A 16393-nucleotide genomic window follows, 5' to 3' on the forward strand; every position below is an offset into this window, starting at 1 on the left:
ATTTCGCGGATCAGGTCGAGGACGTCCTGGTCGGCTTCCCGGTGCAGTTTGAGGCGGGTGATGTCGTCGATGACGAGTGCCCTGGTGGCGTGCTCGATGATGGCGGTCTTACCGTGCGGACCAGATCCTCCAGACGCATGCCTTTGTAGTCCTCGCCGTAGAAGTCGAGGATGCGCTGGCAGGTGGAGATGGGGGTGGCCTTGACCGGGCAGCGTACGTAGGCGACGGGGGCGACCAGGTCGCGGGTGCCGGGCATGGCATCCGGGTTCATGTAGTTGTTCAGGGCCATCCACGTCTCTTCGAAGACGGCCAGTGCCTCGCACACCGTCTCGGTCTTGCCCTGAGCGCCGTCGCCGTTGACCATGATGCCGCCGCGTGTGCAGGCTTTGTGGCTGAACGCGCCGTCCTCGACGCGGGCCAGGACGGCGTCGGCGACGTGCTCGCTCATCGGAGTCACGTCGATGGGAAGGCTGCTGTGTGTGGCGAGCCGGTGCAGGTCGTAGAGGCGTTTCTGGCGCTTTGACTTGAGGGCGTACTCGGCTGCCGTCAGCGCGGGCGCGGGGATGAAGAGATTGCGGGTCGCGCACCAGCGGCGCCAGCCCTCCCAGGTGGTGCGGTCGATGGGCGGGCCGGGAAGGAACGACGGACCGTCGTACGGGGGATTCACTGGTTGACCTCTTCCTCGGCTGCGGCGGCTGCCGCCGCCGCACCAGGGTTATCTGTGTCGTCGTCGTCGAAGTCGTCGTCGGGCAGGGCCAGCAGGCTGGTGGCGCGCAGCCGCTCCGACAGGTCTTGTGGTGGCGGGGTCGGGCGGTCGGGGACGGCGATTTCACGGCGCCGTCGACGCTCGTTGGTGACCGCGTCCTGACTTTGCTCGGCGCGCTCGCGCCAGCGCAGCGGGACGACCTTGCCGTCGTCCGAGCCCATACGTGCCGGGGGTACGGCGGCGGGCGCCGGCTGGGCCGCGGTGGTGGTGGCGGTGGCGGGGCGGTCGGCCGCGGCTGCCGCGGCCTGCGTCACTTCGCGGGCATGCTCGGTGCGCTGCTTCTTCGTCAGTTGAGTCGGCCACTGTTCGACGGGGATCTTCCCGCCGATCACTTCGAGGAGGACCGGCAGGAGCTCCCGGTCCGACTTGGGCGCCAGCCCGCGCTTGCGCAGTTCGCGCATCGCCTCGCGGACACGGGCATCACTGAAAGCGGGGAACTGTCCTTCCTCGGGCAGACCCACCCAACGCAAGGTGTGCCAGTCGTGCGTCAACGGATCCTGGAAGAACACGAAACACGGATCGCGCGGGTCCCGGCGGATGACGTAGCGGTTCTTGGCTTTGCCGCCGCGCCGGGAGAGTTCCCCGCGGTACGGGTCCAGGGCCTCTCCGTCGTACCAGAGGTTCTTGATCTTCACGCCGCGCTTGCCGTGGATCATGACCTGGTGGCTGGGCAGGAGCTGGTAGTACAGCTCGGGCGAGGGGATCCGCAGGGCGAAGCCGCCTTGCGACATGGAGGCGGCGAACAGGCTGTTGGGGCTGTGGTCGCCGCCTGGGTCCCAGCTCGGCGCGTAGGAGTCGAAGCGGCGGTTCTGCCAGATCTTCACGATCCAGGTGGCGATGATGTGTTCCATCTCCGCCACGGTCAGGCAGGCGTCGGCCTCCGGGTCGACGCCTCGGTCGGCGGTGTCCACACCTTGGTAGCCGAGCAGGAGAGCGAAAAGCAGAGACCGGATGGCACCGAAGGCGCGCTCCACGGCCTTCTTGTCGGTGGGGCGCAGCACCCGGCTCGGTTTGATGTTGGCGCCGAGGACCCGCTGGACCTCGACCAGGTGGTGGTTGCGGTAGACGGAGCCGTGGTCGGTGGTGACGGTCTCCGGGGCGAAGAACGGCAGCCCGGCTACCTCGTACCCGGCGAAGTCGGCCACCACCATGCCCGGGATTCCGGGATAGGCCCACTGCATGTCCTCGCCCCAGTCCGGGCGCATGGGGAGCGGCATCGTCATGTCCCGCAACACCATCGCCACGTCGATCGAGGAGTCGGAGACCAGGCTGAGCCGGAACGCCACGATCGAATGCGTGTACACGTCGAGCGCCAGCGTGAGGTGCACGGAGACGGGATCGCCGAACACGTCTTCCAGGACCTTCACCGGCAGCACCGTGGTGTCCAGGGCCACCACCTGCCCGGGCCGGTGCACGACCACGTGCCGGCCCGTCGCGTACTTCTGCGCCATGGCCGCCGAGCGTGCGTAGCGCTGCCGCCCGCCGCTGGAGCCGAACCAGTCCCGCCACACGCGGCGCAGCACGTCGTAGCTGGGGACCTTGGTCTTCTCTCCGAAGGTCTCCCGTACGTACTGGTGGATGAGGCGTTCGCGGTCCCGCGCCGTCAGCTTCGCCCGCCGCAGGCTCTCATCACGTACGGCGAACAGTGCCTCGCGCACCTCCGTGGTGATCCGGTGCCCGGTCGCCTCCCGCAGCCACCGGTCGTCCGAGAGACCGATCGGCCCGAGCCTGCGCCGTGCCGTGTCCCAGCGCACCAGCGTCCTCACGCTCACCTTGTGCAGGGCCAGCGACTTCGCCAGCGCAGGATCCGTCGCCCTCGCCCTGCGCAGCTCGGCCTCCTTCGCCTTGCGGCGCTGCGTCAGCGTCGTGGTCTCCGGGTCGTACTGCGGGAGAGGCTCGTGCGGCAGCGCGGCGTCCGGATCACCGCTGCGGTAGCCGGTCTCGACCTCCCGGATGTGTTCCAACCGCCGCATCACGTGCTCTTGCTGAACCGGCAGGAGGTCTGCCATCGACTTCGGCTGGCGGCCCCGGCTGGCAGCCGGGAGATCCTTGCGGGTCCGGGAGGACGGCCGGCAGCCGGGGTGGTGGATCAGCTCGCTCAGCTGCACCTTCCACGGCGCGCCCTCGTCACCGATCAGTGTCACGCGGCCCAGATGCGGCAGACACGTCTCGACCCGCCACACCTCACCATCGATGATCAGCTCGGTGCCGGGCTCCAGCACCCATGTCGATGCCGTCCCGGTACTCACGACCGCACCCCGCGAAGCCCTGCGGGTGCGAGCCGGATCAGGCTCGCGTCCCCGTACGGTACGGAAAGGTCCGCACCGAGCTCTCTGCGCCACAGCAAGTGCAGGGCATGGGCCCTGGCCACTGCGGGAATGGAGCACCGGTCGACCAAGTCCCGCAACGGAAGCGGTCCTTGGGAGGCGGCCACACGCAGCTGGCCCTGCGTGTCGAGCACATTGGCCAACGGCCGGCGCTCGGCGGAGAACGCGTCCACCGATTCCCACACGTGCCGACGCCAGCCGGTCACCACGCCGTAGCGCCATCCGGCGGCCAGTGCGGCCTCGAACGTCGCGGCGAACTTCAGCTCGTCCTCGGGGCGAATCCGACCAGCCGGCCGCACATCGATCACGAACGGGCCGGAGTCGGTGAGTAGCAGGTAGTCCGGCGTGTGATCCACCCGCTTGCCGCCCGCGTAGAAACGAAGCCGGAACGGCTGCGAGAGCGCCTCACGCAGCCCCGCCGCGAAGTCGGCTACCAGGAGCAGACATTCCTCCTCAAAGCTCTCGAAACCGTGATGCCTACGCGTGGACACCATGTATTCGAGCCCGGGCCGATGATGCTGGTCGGTCCGCCAAGTGAACCGACGCACCGGCGCCGTGCGTGAAACATCCACCTCATTGAGGTCGCGCACCGAGTACATGTCGGCAGCGTCCCGCCCGAACTTCCACGTCGTCGTCCAGCGCCTGGCCCACCGTTCGTCCAGGTCCAGCTGGTACGCGTACTCGGTGAATCCCCGATGCAGGAATGCCAGATCCTCCAGGCGACAGGAGTCGGACCAGGTATCCCTCTGTGGCTCTTCCGGCACGCGGCGGATGGAACTCGGCCCGGAATCCCTCATATGCACGTCGAGCGCTCCTCAGCAGATCGGACACGGCCGCCAAGATCAACCACGACGCTATGGTGAGGGGCGCCCGTCGCTCGACCAGATCAGCGTCCTTCACACGCACGAGTGATTCCGCATCGATGACACCAACGCGGCTTGCATGACCGCTGACGGACCCCCACGGGGAGGCGGCCGTTGACGGCCAAGGTGGAGGGCCCCGAGGGCAACTCGCGATGCGGGTGGACCGGCGGCGCCACCGAGTTCCTCGACTGTCACGACACGGAGGAGGTCTACCCGGTCGCCGACGACCGGAGGCTGTTCGAGGAAATCAGCCTGGAGGGGTTCCAGTCGGGGCTCAGCTGGCGCATCATCCTGGCCAAGCGGGAGAACTTCCGGAAGGCGTTCGCCGGCTTTGACTTCCACCTGGTTGCGGAGTTCACCGAGGCCGATCTGGACCGGCTCCTCCAGGATCCGGGGATCGTCCGCCATCGGGGCAAGGTCGAAGCCGTCGTCAACAACGCCCGCCGAGCGGTCGATCTGGCCGCCAAGGAGGGCTCCTTGGCCGCCTACTTCTGGCGCGGTGAACCTGACCTGGGCGAGGTGGACCCGCCGCAGACGGTCTCCACCTCACCGGCCTCGGTCGCACTGTCCAAGGACCTGAAGAAGCGGGACTGGAAGTTTGTCGGACCCATTACCGTCTTCGCGTTCGTGCAGGCCATGGGGCTCATCAACGACCACGTGGCCGAGTGCGTCATCCGCTCGCGGGTGGAGGCAGAGCGGTCGGCGTTCACGCGGCCCTGCTGAACGTCGCTCCCTAGGGCTCGCGGCGGGGCCACCGTACAACAACGTGACAGGCGTCGCTGCGTCGCAGTCAAGGTCGCTTCGCCCGGCCGGGCGTCGGCCGAGCGTCTGTCGGCCCGATGCGGTGGCGCCCCTCCGGATGGCCACCGCATCGGTCCTCAGCCGCCGCCCCTCAGTTCAGCTTGTCGAGTGCGGCCAGGATGTCGGCCGGTTCGGCGCGGGTGGTGTAGTCCGTGTTCACGAAGGCCCAACGGATCGTGCCGTCGTGGCCGATGACGTAGGTCGCCGGCACGGGCAGGGTGCCTGGGTGGCCGGCGTTCGAGCGGTCCAGGTCGATGCCGAAGCCGGCGTAGACGGCCGCGAGGTCGTCCGGCAGGTCGAAGGCGAGGCCGTACTGCTTGGCGGTGTCGGAGCCGAGGTCGCTGAGCACGTCGAAGGTCAGCTCGTTCTTTTCGGCGTACGACAGGGACTCGTCGGGGACCTGGGGTGAGACGGCGACCAGTCGGGCGCCGCGGGCGGTGATCGCGTCGTGGTGCTGCTGCAGGGAGCGCAGGGCTATGTTGCAGTAGGGGCACCACGCGCCGCGGTAGAAGGTCAGCACCACCGGGCCGTCGGCGAGCAGTTCGGCCAGGTCGACGGTGCGGCCGGTGGCCGAGGGCAGGGTGAAGGACGGCGCCTTCGCTCCGACGGTCAGGGCCTGGCCCGCCTGGCCGGAGTCGGCCAGTTCCTCCGCTGCCCGCCGCATCACGGCGCGGACGTCGGCGGGGATCTGCTGCTGGCGGCTGTCGAAGAAGGCGCGCAGTTCGGCGTTGACGCTCATTCGGGTCTCCTCCCGGAGTCATCTTGGAACGTTCGTTTCAAGATAACGATTGGAGTGCACTCCAAGTCAACGATCCGAGCGGGTATCTTGGAATCATCGGTTCAAGATGAGGTGGTGAGGCATGGCGGACGTCAAGCACTTCGATCCGGACGCGACCCTGGAGTCGGTGGTCCGACTGTTCTGGCGGCAGGGTGTCGCCACCACGGGGATCCAGGACATCGTCAACGCCACAGGGATCAACCGCTCCAGCTTGTACTCGACCTTCGGCGGCAAACAGGAGTTGTACCGCGCGGCCCTCGAACGGTACGTCCAGGACCGGTCACGGCTCGGTCGGCTCGAGGAGGACGCCCGTGGACTGCCGGCCATCACCGAGTTCTTCACCGGGCTGATCGAGACCCGCTGTACCGGCGAGTTCGCTCAATGGGGCTGCATGATCTCCAACGCTCACGCGGGAACCGAGAACGGCGACCCCGTCGTCCGCGCCATCCTCGACCGCCAGCACCAGCGCCTGCGCACCGCCCTCCATAGCGCGCTCCTGTCGGCACAGCGACAGCGACAACTCAGCGAGGACGCCGACCCGGACTCCGCGGCTGACATCCTGGCCCTTCTGGCGCACGGTGTGAACCTGCGCTCCCGCGCCGGAGCGGACGCCCAGCAGCTGCACAGGACCGTCGCCGCGGCCATCGCCGCTGTGGCTTGCAGAGCTTGATCCCCATACCGAGGCACGCCTTTAGCCTGCTGGGGCGTGGTCCCCGTGTGTCGTCGTCCGGCAACGGTCGATGGCGGGTGCGTCAATGGGGGGAGTCCCTGGTCCTGTGCCCGCCGGTCAGGCCGTGCTGTTCTCCGTTCAGGGCGGGCAGCGCTATCCGGCCTCGTCGCGCAACTGGTCGGGCGCGAGGACGGTGATGTGGCCGCGGGCCTGCCGGAGCAGGCCGCGGTCGGCGAATTCGTGGAGGACCTTGGTGGCGGTCTCGCGCGAGGTGCCGGCCAGGGCCGCTAGCTGCTCGTGGGTCAGGGAGATCTGCGGGTGGCGGGTACCGGGCCGCAGGGGGCCGGCCGGGCGTTGGGCGGTGGTGAGGGTGAGCAGGGTGGTGGCGATGCGCTGGGCGACATTCTTGAACACGGTGTCGGACAGGCGTTGTTCGAGGTCGGCGAGGCGGCGGCCGAGGATCTCGGTGATGCGGGCGGAGACGCGGGCGTCGGACAGCAGGAAGCGGTGGACGTCGGCGCGGCTCATGACGCAGACGGTGACGTCGTCGAGGGCTTCCGCGTAGTTGTCGTACATGCGCTGCCCGAGCAGCACCATCTCGCCGAAAATGGTGCCGGGAGTGATGATCGCGCAGGTCAGGGCGCGGCCCTCGGTCGAGACGCGGAAGACGCGGACCCGGCCCTTCTTGAGGATGAACAGCACCTCGGAGGGCTGAGCGGGGGAGTGGAGGAGTTCGCCGGCGCTGTAGGTCTTCATGGGGGCCGCGGCGGCGATGGCGTCCATCTCCGCTTCGCTCAGGTCGCGGAAGATGTCGATCTCGGAGATGCACCAGGTTTTCTCGGCGTCGTCACCGGTGGAGTTCATGTGGTGGGGCCCCTCGCGTCGTCCCGGTGCCCAGGGCGGGGGAGCGGCTCCCCACGGCGGACTGGCCAGCATGTCTGTGCTGTCGGCCAGACAGTAACCGCTCGGGGCGCCGGGAGCGGGGTTCGACGCTGCGGGTACGGGTGTCATGCGGCGGTCCGTCCGGTGCGTCCGCCCGCCGCCCGCGCGATGCCGGCGAAAGTGATTCCGGTCAGGAGGCCGAAGACGAGGTGGCCTCCGAAGCTGGAGGCGGTGACGTCGTTCCAGTCGAAGACGGGCATGCCCATGTTGGCGGGCATGATCCACAGGGCGCCGAGGGTCCACCATGCCGCGCCGTAGACGAGGCCGAGGAGGACTGCGGGGGCGAACCGCTGGGCGAAATGCCCGAAGACGACTCCGAAGACGGTGCCGGCCGTCAGCGAGATCGCGAGGTGGACCAGCCAGCCCACGAAGGCGTTGGTCGAGCCGAGCAGCCCGGCCACCATCGTGATCATCGCGGTGTCCATGACCGGCCGGGACACCGACATCCAGATGCCGAACCCGACACCGCCGACCAGCCCTGCCGCCGCGCCCCACAGGGCGTGTACGGGGATCGCCGCGATCTTGGGGGATACCTGTGCAGCCGTGGTCATGATGATCATCCCTCCGATGGGAGTGTTCTGCCGCTTTCACGGCAGACGCTAGGGCGGAACGGCACCCGGGTATGTGACCGCGCTTACCTACGGGCCAGTAGATCCCTCGCCCAGGTCCGGTTGCCGGTAGCGGACCCGGGTGGGTCCATGGAGATGGGCGCATGGCCGAGAAGAGGGAGCGAGGCGGCGCATGGGCATCGACGTGGCCGTGGAGCGGGTGATCCCGCTGCCCCGTGAGCGGGTGGCCGCCTACGCGATGGACTGGCGCCACGACGCGGAGTGGACACAGGGCATCCGTACGGCGGAGCTGACGCGCCAGGCCGATGGCGGCGGCTTCGGGGTCGGCGCCGAGGTGACCCGTACCGCGTACTTCCTGGGCAAGCGGATCGACTACGTGCTGCGCGTCGCCGTCCACGATCCGCCGCGGTTGCTGGACATGGTGTCGGTTGCGGGCCCGATGCCCATGCATGTGACCTACACCTTCGACCCGGACCCCGGCGGCGGCACCATCGCCCGGATCCGCGTAAGGGGTGACGCGTCCGGCCTGTACGGTCTCGCTGCGCCGCTCATGGGGCGCAAGGTGCGATCCTCGCTGGTCAAGGATCTGCGGGATCTGGAACAGCGGCTGAGCGCGCCGCGGGACTGATCACGAGGGCGGCATGGCATTCGACGAGGGACTGGCGGAGCGGGTCCGTGCCCACCTGGGCGCGGACCCCGCGGTCATGGAGAAGCGGATGTTCGGCGGCCTGGCCTTCCTGCACGCCGGCAACATGGCCGTGGGCGTGATCGGCGACGACCTGATGGTCCGGGTCGGCCCCGACGCCACCGACACCGCCCTCGCACGCCCGGGAGCGCGGGTCTTCGACTTCACCGGCCGCCCGATGCGCGGCTGGGTCGTCGTAGACGCCTCAGTATTGACCGAGGACGAGGCCCTGGCCGAATGGGTGGACCAGGGGTACGCGTTCGCCGCCGGTCTGCCCCCCAAGTGACGTGACGCGCCGGCGTTCGGACAGGAGTCGCAGGGGCCGTCGGCGAGGCCTAGCGTGGACGGAGGGGCCCGTTCCGCTCTGCTGAGAGGAGTGGTCGCCATGGCGGGACGTAGCCGGAGCGAGGTGGAGGCGGAGATCAAGGAGACCTTGGGACTCGTGCCCCATTTCTTCTCCCGGATCCCCGACGACCTGCTGGACTACGAGTGGGAGATCTTCAAGAAGCTCGAGCTCGGCGAGACGCTGATCCCGAACAAGTACAAGGAACTGATCGGGATCGCGCTGCACTCGGAGACGAAGTGCCGTTACTGCACGCTCTTCCACACCGAGGCGGCGAAACTCTTCGGGGCCACGGACGAGGAGATCCAGGAAGCGGTCCACTACGCGAAGAACAGCCTCGGCTGGAGCGGGTACCTCAACGGCATCCGCGAGGACTACGACGACTTCGAGAAGGAACTCGGCCAGATCAAGGAATACCTGTCGTCGAAGGGCTGATCATGCACCTGGAGTGGGCCTGGCCCGGCGTCCTGCGCGCGACCGCGCACGCCTTCGAGTTCGCGGCGCTGGTGGCCGCCGCCCGTTACGTGGCCGAGTTCGCTCCGCCCGACATCCCCGAGGAATCGCTGGAGCAGCTCAAACACGTGCTGAGCGACTACGACACCCAGGCACGCCGACTGCATGGCACGCCCGCCCCGGACGGGCCATGAAAGACGCCGCACGCGCGCCGCATGCCCGACGGCGCGACGGCCGTTCGCCGGCGCTGCCCGGGCTCGTTCCGTGCGGGCGGGCCACGCCGTAGCACCATGATCGCCCTCGGACGGGTAGGCGCTTTCATGCTCTGAGCTGGATACCACGGGTGTGACACCAGCCGGCTGGAATACGGGGCCTTGCCGGCAGGGTTTCCCACACGTCACCCCCGGAGGTCCGTCATGCCTGATTCCGTCCCCGCGACCCTGCGGGTGTACTGGCGCCCCGGCTGTCCGTACTGCGCCGTCCTGCGTCGACGGCTCCGCTGCGCTGGCTTGGCCTACGAGGCAGTCGACATCTGGCAGGACGAGAAGGCAGCCGCCTACGTCAGATCGGTCAACTCCGGGAACGAGACCGTGCCCACCGTCGCGGTCGCCGGGCACACGCTGACCAATCCCAGCGTCAGGCAGGTGACGGACCTGATCCGGCAGCACGCCCCGCAGCTCTTGCCGAGCACTGCCCAGTCACCTGATGCGCGCCGCCGGCACCGCCGCTGGCCCTGGCCCTGGCGCCGCGCGGAATAGCCGGGGGTCGGCTCGCCCCTCGTGCGGTCCGATCGGATTCGGCAGCGTCTCAGTCGTCGGCAAGGTCCGCGAGGGCACTTTCCACGGCACGATGGAACGTCGGATAGGCGTAGATCATGTGGCGCAGCGATTCGACCGGCACCTTGGCCTGGACGGCGACCGCGAGCCCGTAGAGCACTTCACCGCCCGCCGGCCCGGCCGCGGTGGCACCCACCAGTACGCCGCGCTCGGCGTCCTCCACGAGTTTGACCACGCCCTCGTTGCCTGCCTTGTGGATCCAGCCGCGTGCGGAGGACGGAACCTGGGACACCCCCGTGCGCACCCGCAGGCCCTGTTCGAGTGCCTGCGCCTCGGTCAGGCCGACCGAGCCGATCTCCGGGTCTGTGAAGGTGACCCGGGGCAGGGCACGGTAGTCGGCCTCAGGGCCAGGCTCGGCCAGGATCGACCGTACGCCGATCTCCGCCTGGTACATCGCCACATGAGTGAACGCACCGTGCCCGGTCACATCGCCGATCCCCCACAGCCCGGGGGCCGCCAGCATATGCGGATCGACGGCCAGGGCGCGGGCCTGCGGGTCCAGCCCGATCGTCTCCAGGCCCAGACCGCTCAGGTCCGGGCGGCGGCCGGTGGCGACCAGCAGACGCTCGGCGCTGAGCTCCTCCCCGCCGTCCAGGGCGAGGGTGAACGTCTCGTCGGCGTACCGTACGGAGGCGGCGCGCGTGCCGGTGCGCAGGGTGACTCCTTCGGCGCCGAGCACCCCGGCGATCAGTTCGCCGCTCTCCAGCTCCTCCAGGGGCAGCAGCCGGTCCAGGGCCTCGACGACCGTGACCCACGTACCGAAACGCGCGAAGACTTGGGCGAGTTCAAGACCGATGGCGCCGCCGCCGAGCACCAGGAGCGAGGACGGCACCTCCTTGGCGGCGACCGCCTCACGGTTGGTCCAGTACGGGACCTGCTCCAGGCCCGGCACCGGCGGCGCCCAGGGGCGGCCACCGGTGGCGATGACCACGCCCCGCCGGGCCGTGTACCTCTGGCCCGCCGCCTGGACCCGGCCCGGGCCCGTCAGCACGCCCCGTCCGCGGACGAAGTGCCCGCCCTTGGCGACGAACCGGTCGACGGCCACCTGATCGTTCCAGTCGTCCGTGGCTTCGTCGCGGATCCGGGCCGCTACCTGACCCCAGTCAGGGGCCACCTGCACCCGCCCGGCGATGCCGGGAACGCGGCGGGCCTCGGCCAGGAGATTTCCCGCGCGGATCATCATCTTGGACGGCACGCAGCCCCAGTACGGACACTCACCGCCTACCAACTCCGCCTCGATGCCCGTCACGTGCAGTCCGGCCTCGGCCAGCCGCCCGGCGACGTGCTCCCCGCCCGGCCCCATCCCGATGACCACGACATCGGTCTCCCAGCTCATATGCCCGTCCTCCTCCATCGCTTTCACTCCGTTTTGCTGGCATATGGGGAACCCGTCGAAACCGCCCGAACCTTCCCTCCCATCATCACCTCGGGCCGCAGCCCCCGCCGGGCGGACCTGATGCGGGGAAGGATGCGCCGCTGCGGTCGGGTTCCCCTTCCGGCGTGGGCCGGCCGGCGGTCCAGGGAGACGAAGGGAGCAGCGGCATGTGGCGTGCGGTCTGGAACGGAGCGGTCGTGGCGAGGGCGGCGCACTCCGAGGTCGTGGAGGGCAATCGCTACTTTCCGCCCGAGGCCCTGAGGTGGGAATACTTCACGGACAGCGCCACCACTTCCGTGTGCGGGTGGAAGGGCGAGGCCCGCTACCTGACCTTGCAGGTGGACGGGAGGACGAATCCTGACGCGGCCTGGTACTACCCCGCGCCGATGCCGGCTGCCGCAGCGATCGCGGGACGTGTCGCGTTCTGGCACGGTGTCGTCGTGGAACAGGAACCGGAGGAGCCGGCGTGACGGGGCCGACGGCGGGCAGCGGAAGCGCGAGCACGCCCATCGGCGACTACGGGCTGCTGTCCGACCGGCACAGTGCGGCCCTGGTCAGCCGCACCGGCGCGGTCGACTGGCTCTGCTTCCCCCGCTTCGACAGCGCGGCCGTCTTCGCCGCGCTGCTCGACGAACGTGCCGGGAGCTGGACGATCCGGCCGACCAGCGAAGCCGAGGTCTCCCGCGGCTACCTCGACGACAGCATGGTGCTGCGTACCAACTTCACCACGCCCACCGGAACAATCACCCTCACCGACGCCCTGGCCACCGGCTCCGACCCCGACCCGCACCGGCTCGGGGCACAGGCCCCCCATCTGCTCATCCGCTCGGTCACCTGCACTCAAGGCTCGGTCGAGATCACGCTGGACTTCCGCCCCCGCCCCGAGTACGGACTCGTAGTACCCCTGCTGTCGGCGTGCGAGGGCGGAATCCAGGCCCGGGGAGGACCCGCCGTCCTGACCCTCAGCAGCCCGCTGCCGCTCGACGTGGACACCAAGGCGGCCACTGCCACAGCCACCCTGAAGGCCGGCCAGACACTGAACTTCGCCCTGCACTGGGCCCCGCTCGGCGGTCCCGCGCCCCGGGTCTGGCGGCAGGACGAGCTCGCCGAAGGGCTTGAGCAGACCGTCACGGCCTGGCAGTCGTGGTCGCGGATGCACCAGACCTACTCCGGGCCCTGGCGGGAGCAGGTGCACCAATCCGGACGGTTCCTGCAAGCGCTGTCCTACCAGCCCACCGGAGCGATCGTGGCCGCCGCGACCACATCCCTGCCCGAGGAACCCGGCGGGGCACGCAACTGGGACTACCGCTACTCCTGGGTGCGCGACGCCGCATTCACCATGGACGCCTTGTGGGTGGCCGCCTGCCCCGACGAGGCCGACGAGTTCTTCACGTTCATGGCCGCCGCCGCGGCCACCGGCTGGACCGGCTCACATCTACAGATCATGTACGGCATCGGAGGCGAGCACGACCTCACCGAACGCGAGCTGCCCCATCTGGCCGGATGGCGCGGAAGCCGACCCGTGCGCGTCGGAAACGGAGCCTGGAGCCAGCCCCAGCTCGACGTGTACGGCGAACTCCTCGACACCGCGGCCCGCTTCGAGGACCAACTCACCTCAGGCCCGGCGCTGTGCGTCTTCCTGACCGGCCTGGCCGACACTGCGTCCGAGGTCTGGCAGCGCCCCGACCACGGGATCTGGGAGATCCGAGGCGAGCCGCGGCACTTCCTGTACTCCAAGCTCATGTGCTGGGTGGCCCTCGACCGGGCCGTACGCCTCGCCGACCGTCTGCAGGCCACCGAGCGCGTTCCCGAGTGGTGTGCGACCCGCGACGAGATCCGCGAAGCGATCCTCGAACACGGCTGGAGCCCAGTCGCCAGCGCCTACACCCAGTCCTTCGGGAGCGACGCCTTGGATGCGTCCGCTCTGATGCTGCCGCTCACCGGCTTCCTGCCCGCCGACGACCCGCGCATCCAGGCCACCATCGACGCCATCACCGAGCGCCTGACCGACCGCAACGGCCTGGTACGGCGCTATCACACGGCAACCGGCGTCGACGGGCTGAGCGGGCAGGAGGGCAGCTTCCTGCTGTGCACCTTCTGGCTCGCCCACGCCCAAGCCCTGGCAGGCAGGATCTCCCAGGCCCGCACCACCTTCGAGCAGGCCGCCGCCCACGCCAACGACCTCGGCCTGCTGGCCGAACAGGCCGACCCGCGGACCGGGGCCCTGCTGGGCAACTTCCCCCAAGCGTTCAGCCACATCGGCCTGGTCAACGCCGCCTGGGCCATCGCCCAGGCCGAAGAGCAGGCCAACGAACGGCAGAAAGAGAACTGACCCACAGAGGAACCCGCCGCCCCTCCGCACCCCGGAGTTCGGCACCGCTCGACGCAGGGCTCAGCGCTGGGGCCTGCTCTCCCTGATACCGTCATGGTCGTCACCGTCGCCGCCGTCGTCGCCACCCACAACCTGGCCATCGGCGTCGTCCTCGGCTCCATCACGGCCATGGTGATCTTCGCCAAGCGTGTCGCCCACTTCGCCCAGGTCACCGGAGTCGTCGACCCCGATGGCAACCAGGTCGTGTACGCGGTCACCGGCGAGCTGTTCTTCGCCTCCAGCAACGACCTCGTCGGCCAGTTCGACTGCAAGGACGACCCGGACGACGTCGTCATCGACCTCACCGACGCGCACATCTGGGACGCCTCCTCGGTCGCGGCCCTGGACGCCATCGAGAACAAGTACGCCCAGCGCGGCAAGAAGGTCACCATCGTCGGCCTGAACAAGCCCAGCGCCGACATGCACGACAAGCTCGCGGGCCAGCTCACCGTCGGCCACTGAGCCGGATCACCAGGACGAGGGGCGGCAGCGGCGTTCCCCGCGCGGCGTCTGGCGTGCTCGCCGTTGGCGTCGCTTGATCATGGAAGGACGGAGATCGCCCTGGCCGAGGTCATGGACCCGGCGCGCCTCCCCGCCCCGCTCCGCACGAGATCGGGCACGTGGCAAACGCGCATCGTGTTCTTCGTCCTGATCCGCACGCCAAGGTCCTGTGCGACTACGCCAGCCACGGCTTGACCGACTCGCGCGGGGAAGGGGCGCCGTCCTCGAAGCGCGCCGCGACGAAGGCGGGGAGGCACCCACAGCTCCACCGCAGGAGGCAGCGACCTACGCGGTCCGGCTGGACCGAAAATCGGTCGGGGTGGTCCCGAAGTGATCACGGAAGGCATGCGAGAAATGGCTGCGGCTGGCGAACCCGACACGTCGGCCGATGGCGTCGACGGGCAGGGTCGTGCTCTGCAGTAGATCTGCCGCTCGCCGCAGCCTGATATCCCGAAGCAACTCCATGGGGGTGCGCCCGAAGAACGTCTTGAACTCACACGCGAACGCGGAACGGCTCATGGAAACCTGTGCCGCGAGCGACTCGAGCGAGTGGCCGTTCTCGGGCCGTTCAAGCATGATTTCCAGCGCGCGCGCCATCCGGGGCTCGTCCAGCGCTGCCAGCCAGGGAAGCACGCAGGTGTCACCTGTGGAGAGCCGCCGGAGCAGGAGCACGAGGCACTCGTTCATGAGCGAGGCGAGCAGCATTCTGCTGCCCGGCGCCGGGGCCCGACTCTCCGCGAGGAGTCGCGCGAAGATGTGCGCCATCTCGTCCTGACCGGCGAAGTCCGTCACTAGGGGATCGGCGAGCAGGTCAAAAAGACCCGGGCCATGTGCGTACGACGCCTGCAATCGACCGCACGCGACGACGAGAGCGTGGCCCTCGTCCTGACCGTTGTCACCCCCGGTGAACACCTGCATGGCATCCACCTCGCCCACGGCCGAGACGCTCCTGAGCTGCCGCTCAGCCACGCCAGAGGCACGCCGAATGGCATGTGTGAGGTGCGCCGGCATCACCACGAGATGTCCCTGCCGCACCGCTCGCGCCCGCGTCGGCCCCCACACCACCTCCCCATCACCTTCAAGGACGAAATGCAAGGTGACGTCATCCCGGGCGTCCAGCCGCATCGAAGAGCCGGCGGGAATCCGGCACAACGCGAACGGCTCGACGTGTACGGCGAGGCTGTCCAGCAAACGCTCCAGCAGCATGCACCGACCGTAGCAACGCGGAGGTCCTTGGACGCCGCCGCACGTATGCGAGACCTATCCATACGGCTTCAGGGAGACGCTGAACACAACGTGGATGCCCGAACCGGAACAAAGGGGAGCGTCATGTCGCTCACCGACACAGCGGTGGTCATCACCGACCCGCAGAACGATTTCCTCAGCCCGACCGGCGCAACATGGCAGCTCGTAGGAGCCAGCGTCGAAGCCAATCGAACCGTCGAACACATCGAGCAACTACTCAAGGCGGCCAAGGACAACGGCTACCCCGTATTCGTGTCGCCGCACTACTACTACCCGGCCGACGGTGAGTGGCAGTTCGGCGGCACCGTCGAGAAGATGATGCACGACACCAGCATGTTCGCCCGCAAGGGCCCGCTCACCCTGGAAGGGTTCGAAGGATCAGGCGCCGACTGGTTCGAGCGATTCAAGCCCTACTTCGAGGACGGGCAGACGATCGTCGCGAGCCCGCACAAGGTGTACGGCCCCGAGAACAACGACCTCACCCTTCAGCTCAGAAAGCGCGGGGTCACGAAGGTCGTCCTGGCCGGTATGTCTGCCAACCTCTGCGTCGAGTCCCACCTGCGCGAACTCCTCGAACAGGGATTCCAGGTCACCGTGGTAAAGGACGCCACTGCGGCGGCGCAGCACCCCGAGCTGGGTGACGGCTACGCTGCGGCACTGACGAACTTCGGGTTCCTCGCCAACGCCGTCGTGACCACCGATGAGGCGGTGCGGGACTTCCAGCGTGGCGAGTGAGCTCGCTATCCCCATGCAGCGGATGGGACCGTCGTCGGCTGGGCGACGGCGCTGATCTCCTCCGCTGCTCAAGTGCTGGTCTCGATGGTCTGGCGGGCGATACGCTCGCCCGCCTCGGCCGGGGCGCAACGGG

At 68.9% G+C, this 16393-nt stretch carries 18 protein-coding genes and 1 pseudogene; 11 read left to right on the plus strand and 8 right to left on the minus strand.

Features of this window, described 5'->3' with window-relative positions; translation table 11 throughout:
- Nucleotides 1-10: 10 nt before the first annotated feature.
- From BJP40_RS35185 to BJP40_RS03470, 3 genes are read right to left on the minus strand one after another with little or no spacing between them, the layout of a single operon-like run.
- Entirely contained in the window at nt 11-667 is a 657-nt protein-coding gene (locus tag BJP40_RS35185) for a hypothetical protein (RefSeq protein WP_256220617.1), read from the minus strand.
- Complete coding sequence (locus tag BJP40_RS03465; RefSeq protein WP_071278486.1) at nt 664-3015, minus strand: DDE-type integrase/transposase/recombinase; 2352 nt, start codon at nt 3013-3015, stop codon at nt 664-666. Before BJP40_RS03465 ends, BJP40_RS35185 begins: the two co-directional genes overlap by 4 nt.
- Nucleotides 3012-3890, minus strand: coding sequence for a TnsA-like heteromeric transposase endonuclease subunit (locus BJP40_RS03470; RefSeq protein ID WP_107416689.1), 879 nt, complete (start codon nt 3888-3890; stop codon nt 3012-3014). The genes BJP40_RS03465 and BJP40_RS03470 overlap by 4 nt, the downstream gene beginning before the upstream one ends.
- A gap of 180 nt (nt 3891-4070) precedes the next feature.
- Here BJP40_RS03470 and BJP40_RS03475 point away from each other — a divergent pair, with 180 nt between their 5' ends.
- Complete coding sequence (locus BJP40_RS03475; RefSeq protein ID WP_071278488.1) at nt 4071-4679, plus strand: DNA-3-methyladenine glycosylase I; 609 nt, start codon at nt 4071-4073, stop codon at nt 4677-4679.
- 169 nt (nt 4680-4848) lie between these two features.
- On the opposite strand, the gene BJP40_RS03480 is transcribed toward BJP40_RS03475, so the two are convergent.
- The gene (locus tag BJP40_RS03480; protein WP_071278490.1) at nt 4849-5496 is read right to left on the minus strand and encodes a peroxiredoxin-like family protein; all 648 of its coding nucleotides are present in this window, start codon (nt 5494-5496) and stop codon (nt 4849-4851) included.
- Between the two features lie 121 nt (nt 5497-5617).
- On the opposite strand from BJP40_RS03480, the gene BJP40_RS03485 reads away from it, so the two are divergent.
- Complete coding sequence (locus tag BJP40_RS03485; protein ID WP_071278491.1) at nt 5618-6205, plus strand: TetR/AcrR family transcriptional regulator; 588 nt, start codon at nt 5618-5620, stop codon at nt 6203-6205.
- 153 nt (nt 6206-6358) lie between these two features.
- On the opposite strand, the gene BJP40_RS03490 is transcribed toward BJP40_RS03485, so the two are convergent.
- Both BJP40_RS03490 and BJP40_RS03495 read right to left on the minus strand, forming a co-directional pair.
- The gene (locus BJP40_RS03490) at nt 6359-7069 is read right to left on the minus strand and encodes a Crp/Fnr family transcriptional regulator (protein ID WP_256220618.1); all 711 of its coding nucleotides are present in this window, start codon (nt 7067-7069) and stop codon (nt 6359-6361) included.
- Nucleotides 7070-7212: 143 nt separating this feature from the next.
- The gene (locus BJP40_RS03495) at nt 7213-7698 is read right to left on the minus strand and encodes a hypothetical protein (protein ID WP_071278579.1); all 486 of its coding nucleotides are present in this window, start codon (nt 7696-7698) and stop codon (nt 7213-7215) included.
- A gap of 190 nt (nt 7699-7888) precedes the next feature.
- Between BJP40_RS03495 and BJP40_RS03500 the strand changes: the two genes are divergently transcribed.
- From BJP40_RS03500 to BJP40_RS03520, 5 genes are all read left to right on the plus strand, one after another.
- The gene (locus BJP40_RS03500; protein WP_071278493.1) at nt 7889-8344 is read left to right on the plus strand and encodes an SRPBCC family protein; all 456 of its coding nucleotides are present in this window, start codon (nt 7889-7891) and stop codon (nt 8342-8344) included.
- Nucleotides 8345-8357: 13 nt separating this feature from the next.
- Nucleotides 8358-8687: a TfoX/Sxy family protein gene (locus tag BJP40_RS03505; protein ID WP_071278495.1), complete on the plus strand. Its 330-nt coding sequence runs from the start codon at nt 8358-8360 to the stop codon at nt 8685-8687.
- A 99-nt stretch (nt 8688-8786) separates the two neighbouring features.
- Nucleotides 8787-9179 carry a carboxymuconolactone decarboxylase family protein gene (locus BJP40_RS03510; protein ID WP_071278497.1) on the plus strand — a complete coding sequence of 131 codons (393 nt, stop codon included), beginning with the start codon at nt 8787-8789 and terminating at the stop codon, nt 9177-9179.
- Between the two features lie 2 nt (nt 9180-9181).
- Nucleotides 9182-9391, plus strand: coding sequence for a hypothetical protein (locus tag BJP40_RS03515; RefSeq protein ID WP_071278499.1), 210 nt, complete (start codon nt 9182-9184; stop codon nt 9389-9391).
- Nucleotides 9392-9613: 222 nt separating this feature from the next.
- A complete protein-coding gene (locus BJP40_RS03520) occupies nt 9614-9955 on the plus strand; it encodes a mycoredoxin (RefSeq protein WP_071278501.1) in 342 nt (113 codons plus the stop codon).
- A 49-nt stretch (nt 9956-10004) separates the two neighbouring features.
- Here the strand turns inward: BJP40_RS03520 and BJP40_RS03525 are convergent, their stop codons facing one another.
- On the minus strand, nt 10005-11369 hold the full coding sequence (locus BJP40_RS03525; protein WP_071278503.1) for an NAD(P)/FAD-dependent oxidoreductase: 1365 nt from the start codon (nt 11367-11369) through the stop codon (nt 10005-10007).
- Between the two features lie 206 nt (nt 11370-11575).
- On the opposite strand from BJP40_RS03525, the gene BJP40_RS03530 reads away from it, so the two are divergent.
- From BJP40_RS03530 to BJP40_RS03540, 3 genes and pseudogenes are all read left to right on the plus strand, one after another.
- Complete coding sequence (locus BJP40_RS03530) at nt 11576-11878, plus strand: DUF427 domain-containing protein (RefSeq protein WP_071278505.1); 303 nt, start codon at nt 11576-11578, stop codon at nt 11876-11878.
- Nucleotides 11875-13740, plus strand: coding sequence for a glycoside hydrolase family 15 protein (locus BJP40_RS03535; protein ID WP_079170890.1), 1866 nt, complete (start codon nt 11875-11877; stop codon nt 13738-13740). The genes BJP40_RS03530 and BJP40_RS03535 overlap by 4 nt, the downstream gene beginning before the upstream one ends.
- 72 nt (nt 13741-13812) lie before the next feature.
- Nucleotides 13813-14241: pseudogene (locus BJP40_RS03540) on the plus strand (STAS domain-containing protein); the annotation flags it as partial.
- 324 nt (nt 14242-14565) lie between these two features.
- On the opposite strand, the gene BJP40_RS03545 reads toward BJP40_RS03540, so the two are convergent.
- Complete coding sequence (locus tag BJP40_RS03545) at nt 14566-15486, minus strand: AraC family transcriptional regulator (RefSeq protein ID WP_071278507.1); 921 nt, start codon at nt 15484-15486, stop codon at nt 14566-14568.
- Between the two features lie 123 nt (nt 15487-15609).
- Between BJP40_RS03545 and BJP40_RS03550 the strand changes: the two genes are divergently transcribed.
- On the plus strand, nt 15610-16260 hold the full coding sequence (locus tag BJP40_RS03550) for a cysteine hydrolase (protein ID WP_071278509.1): 651 nt from the start codon (nt 15610-15612) through the stop codon (nt 16258-16260).
- The last annotated feature ends 133 nt before the right edge of the window (nt 16261-16393 follow it).

Source organism: Streptomyces sp. CC53 (assembly GCF_001865245.1).
GTDB lineage: Bacteria > Actinomycetota > Actinomycetes > Streptomycetales > Streptomycetaceae > Streptomyces.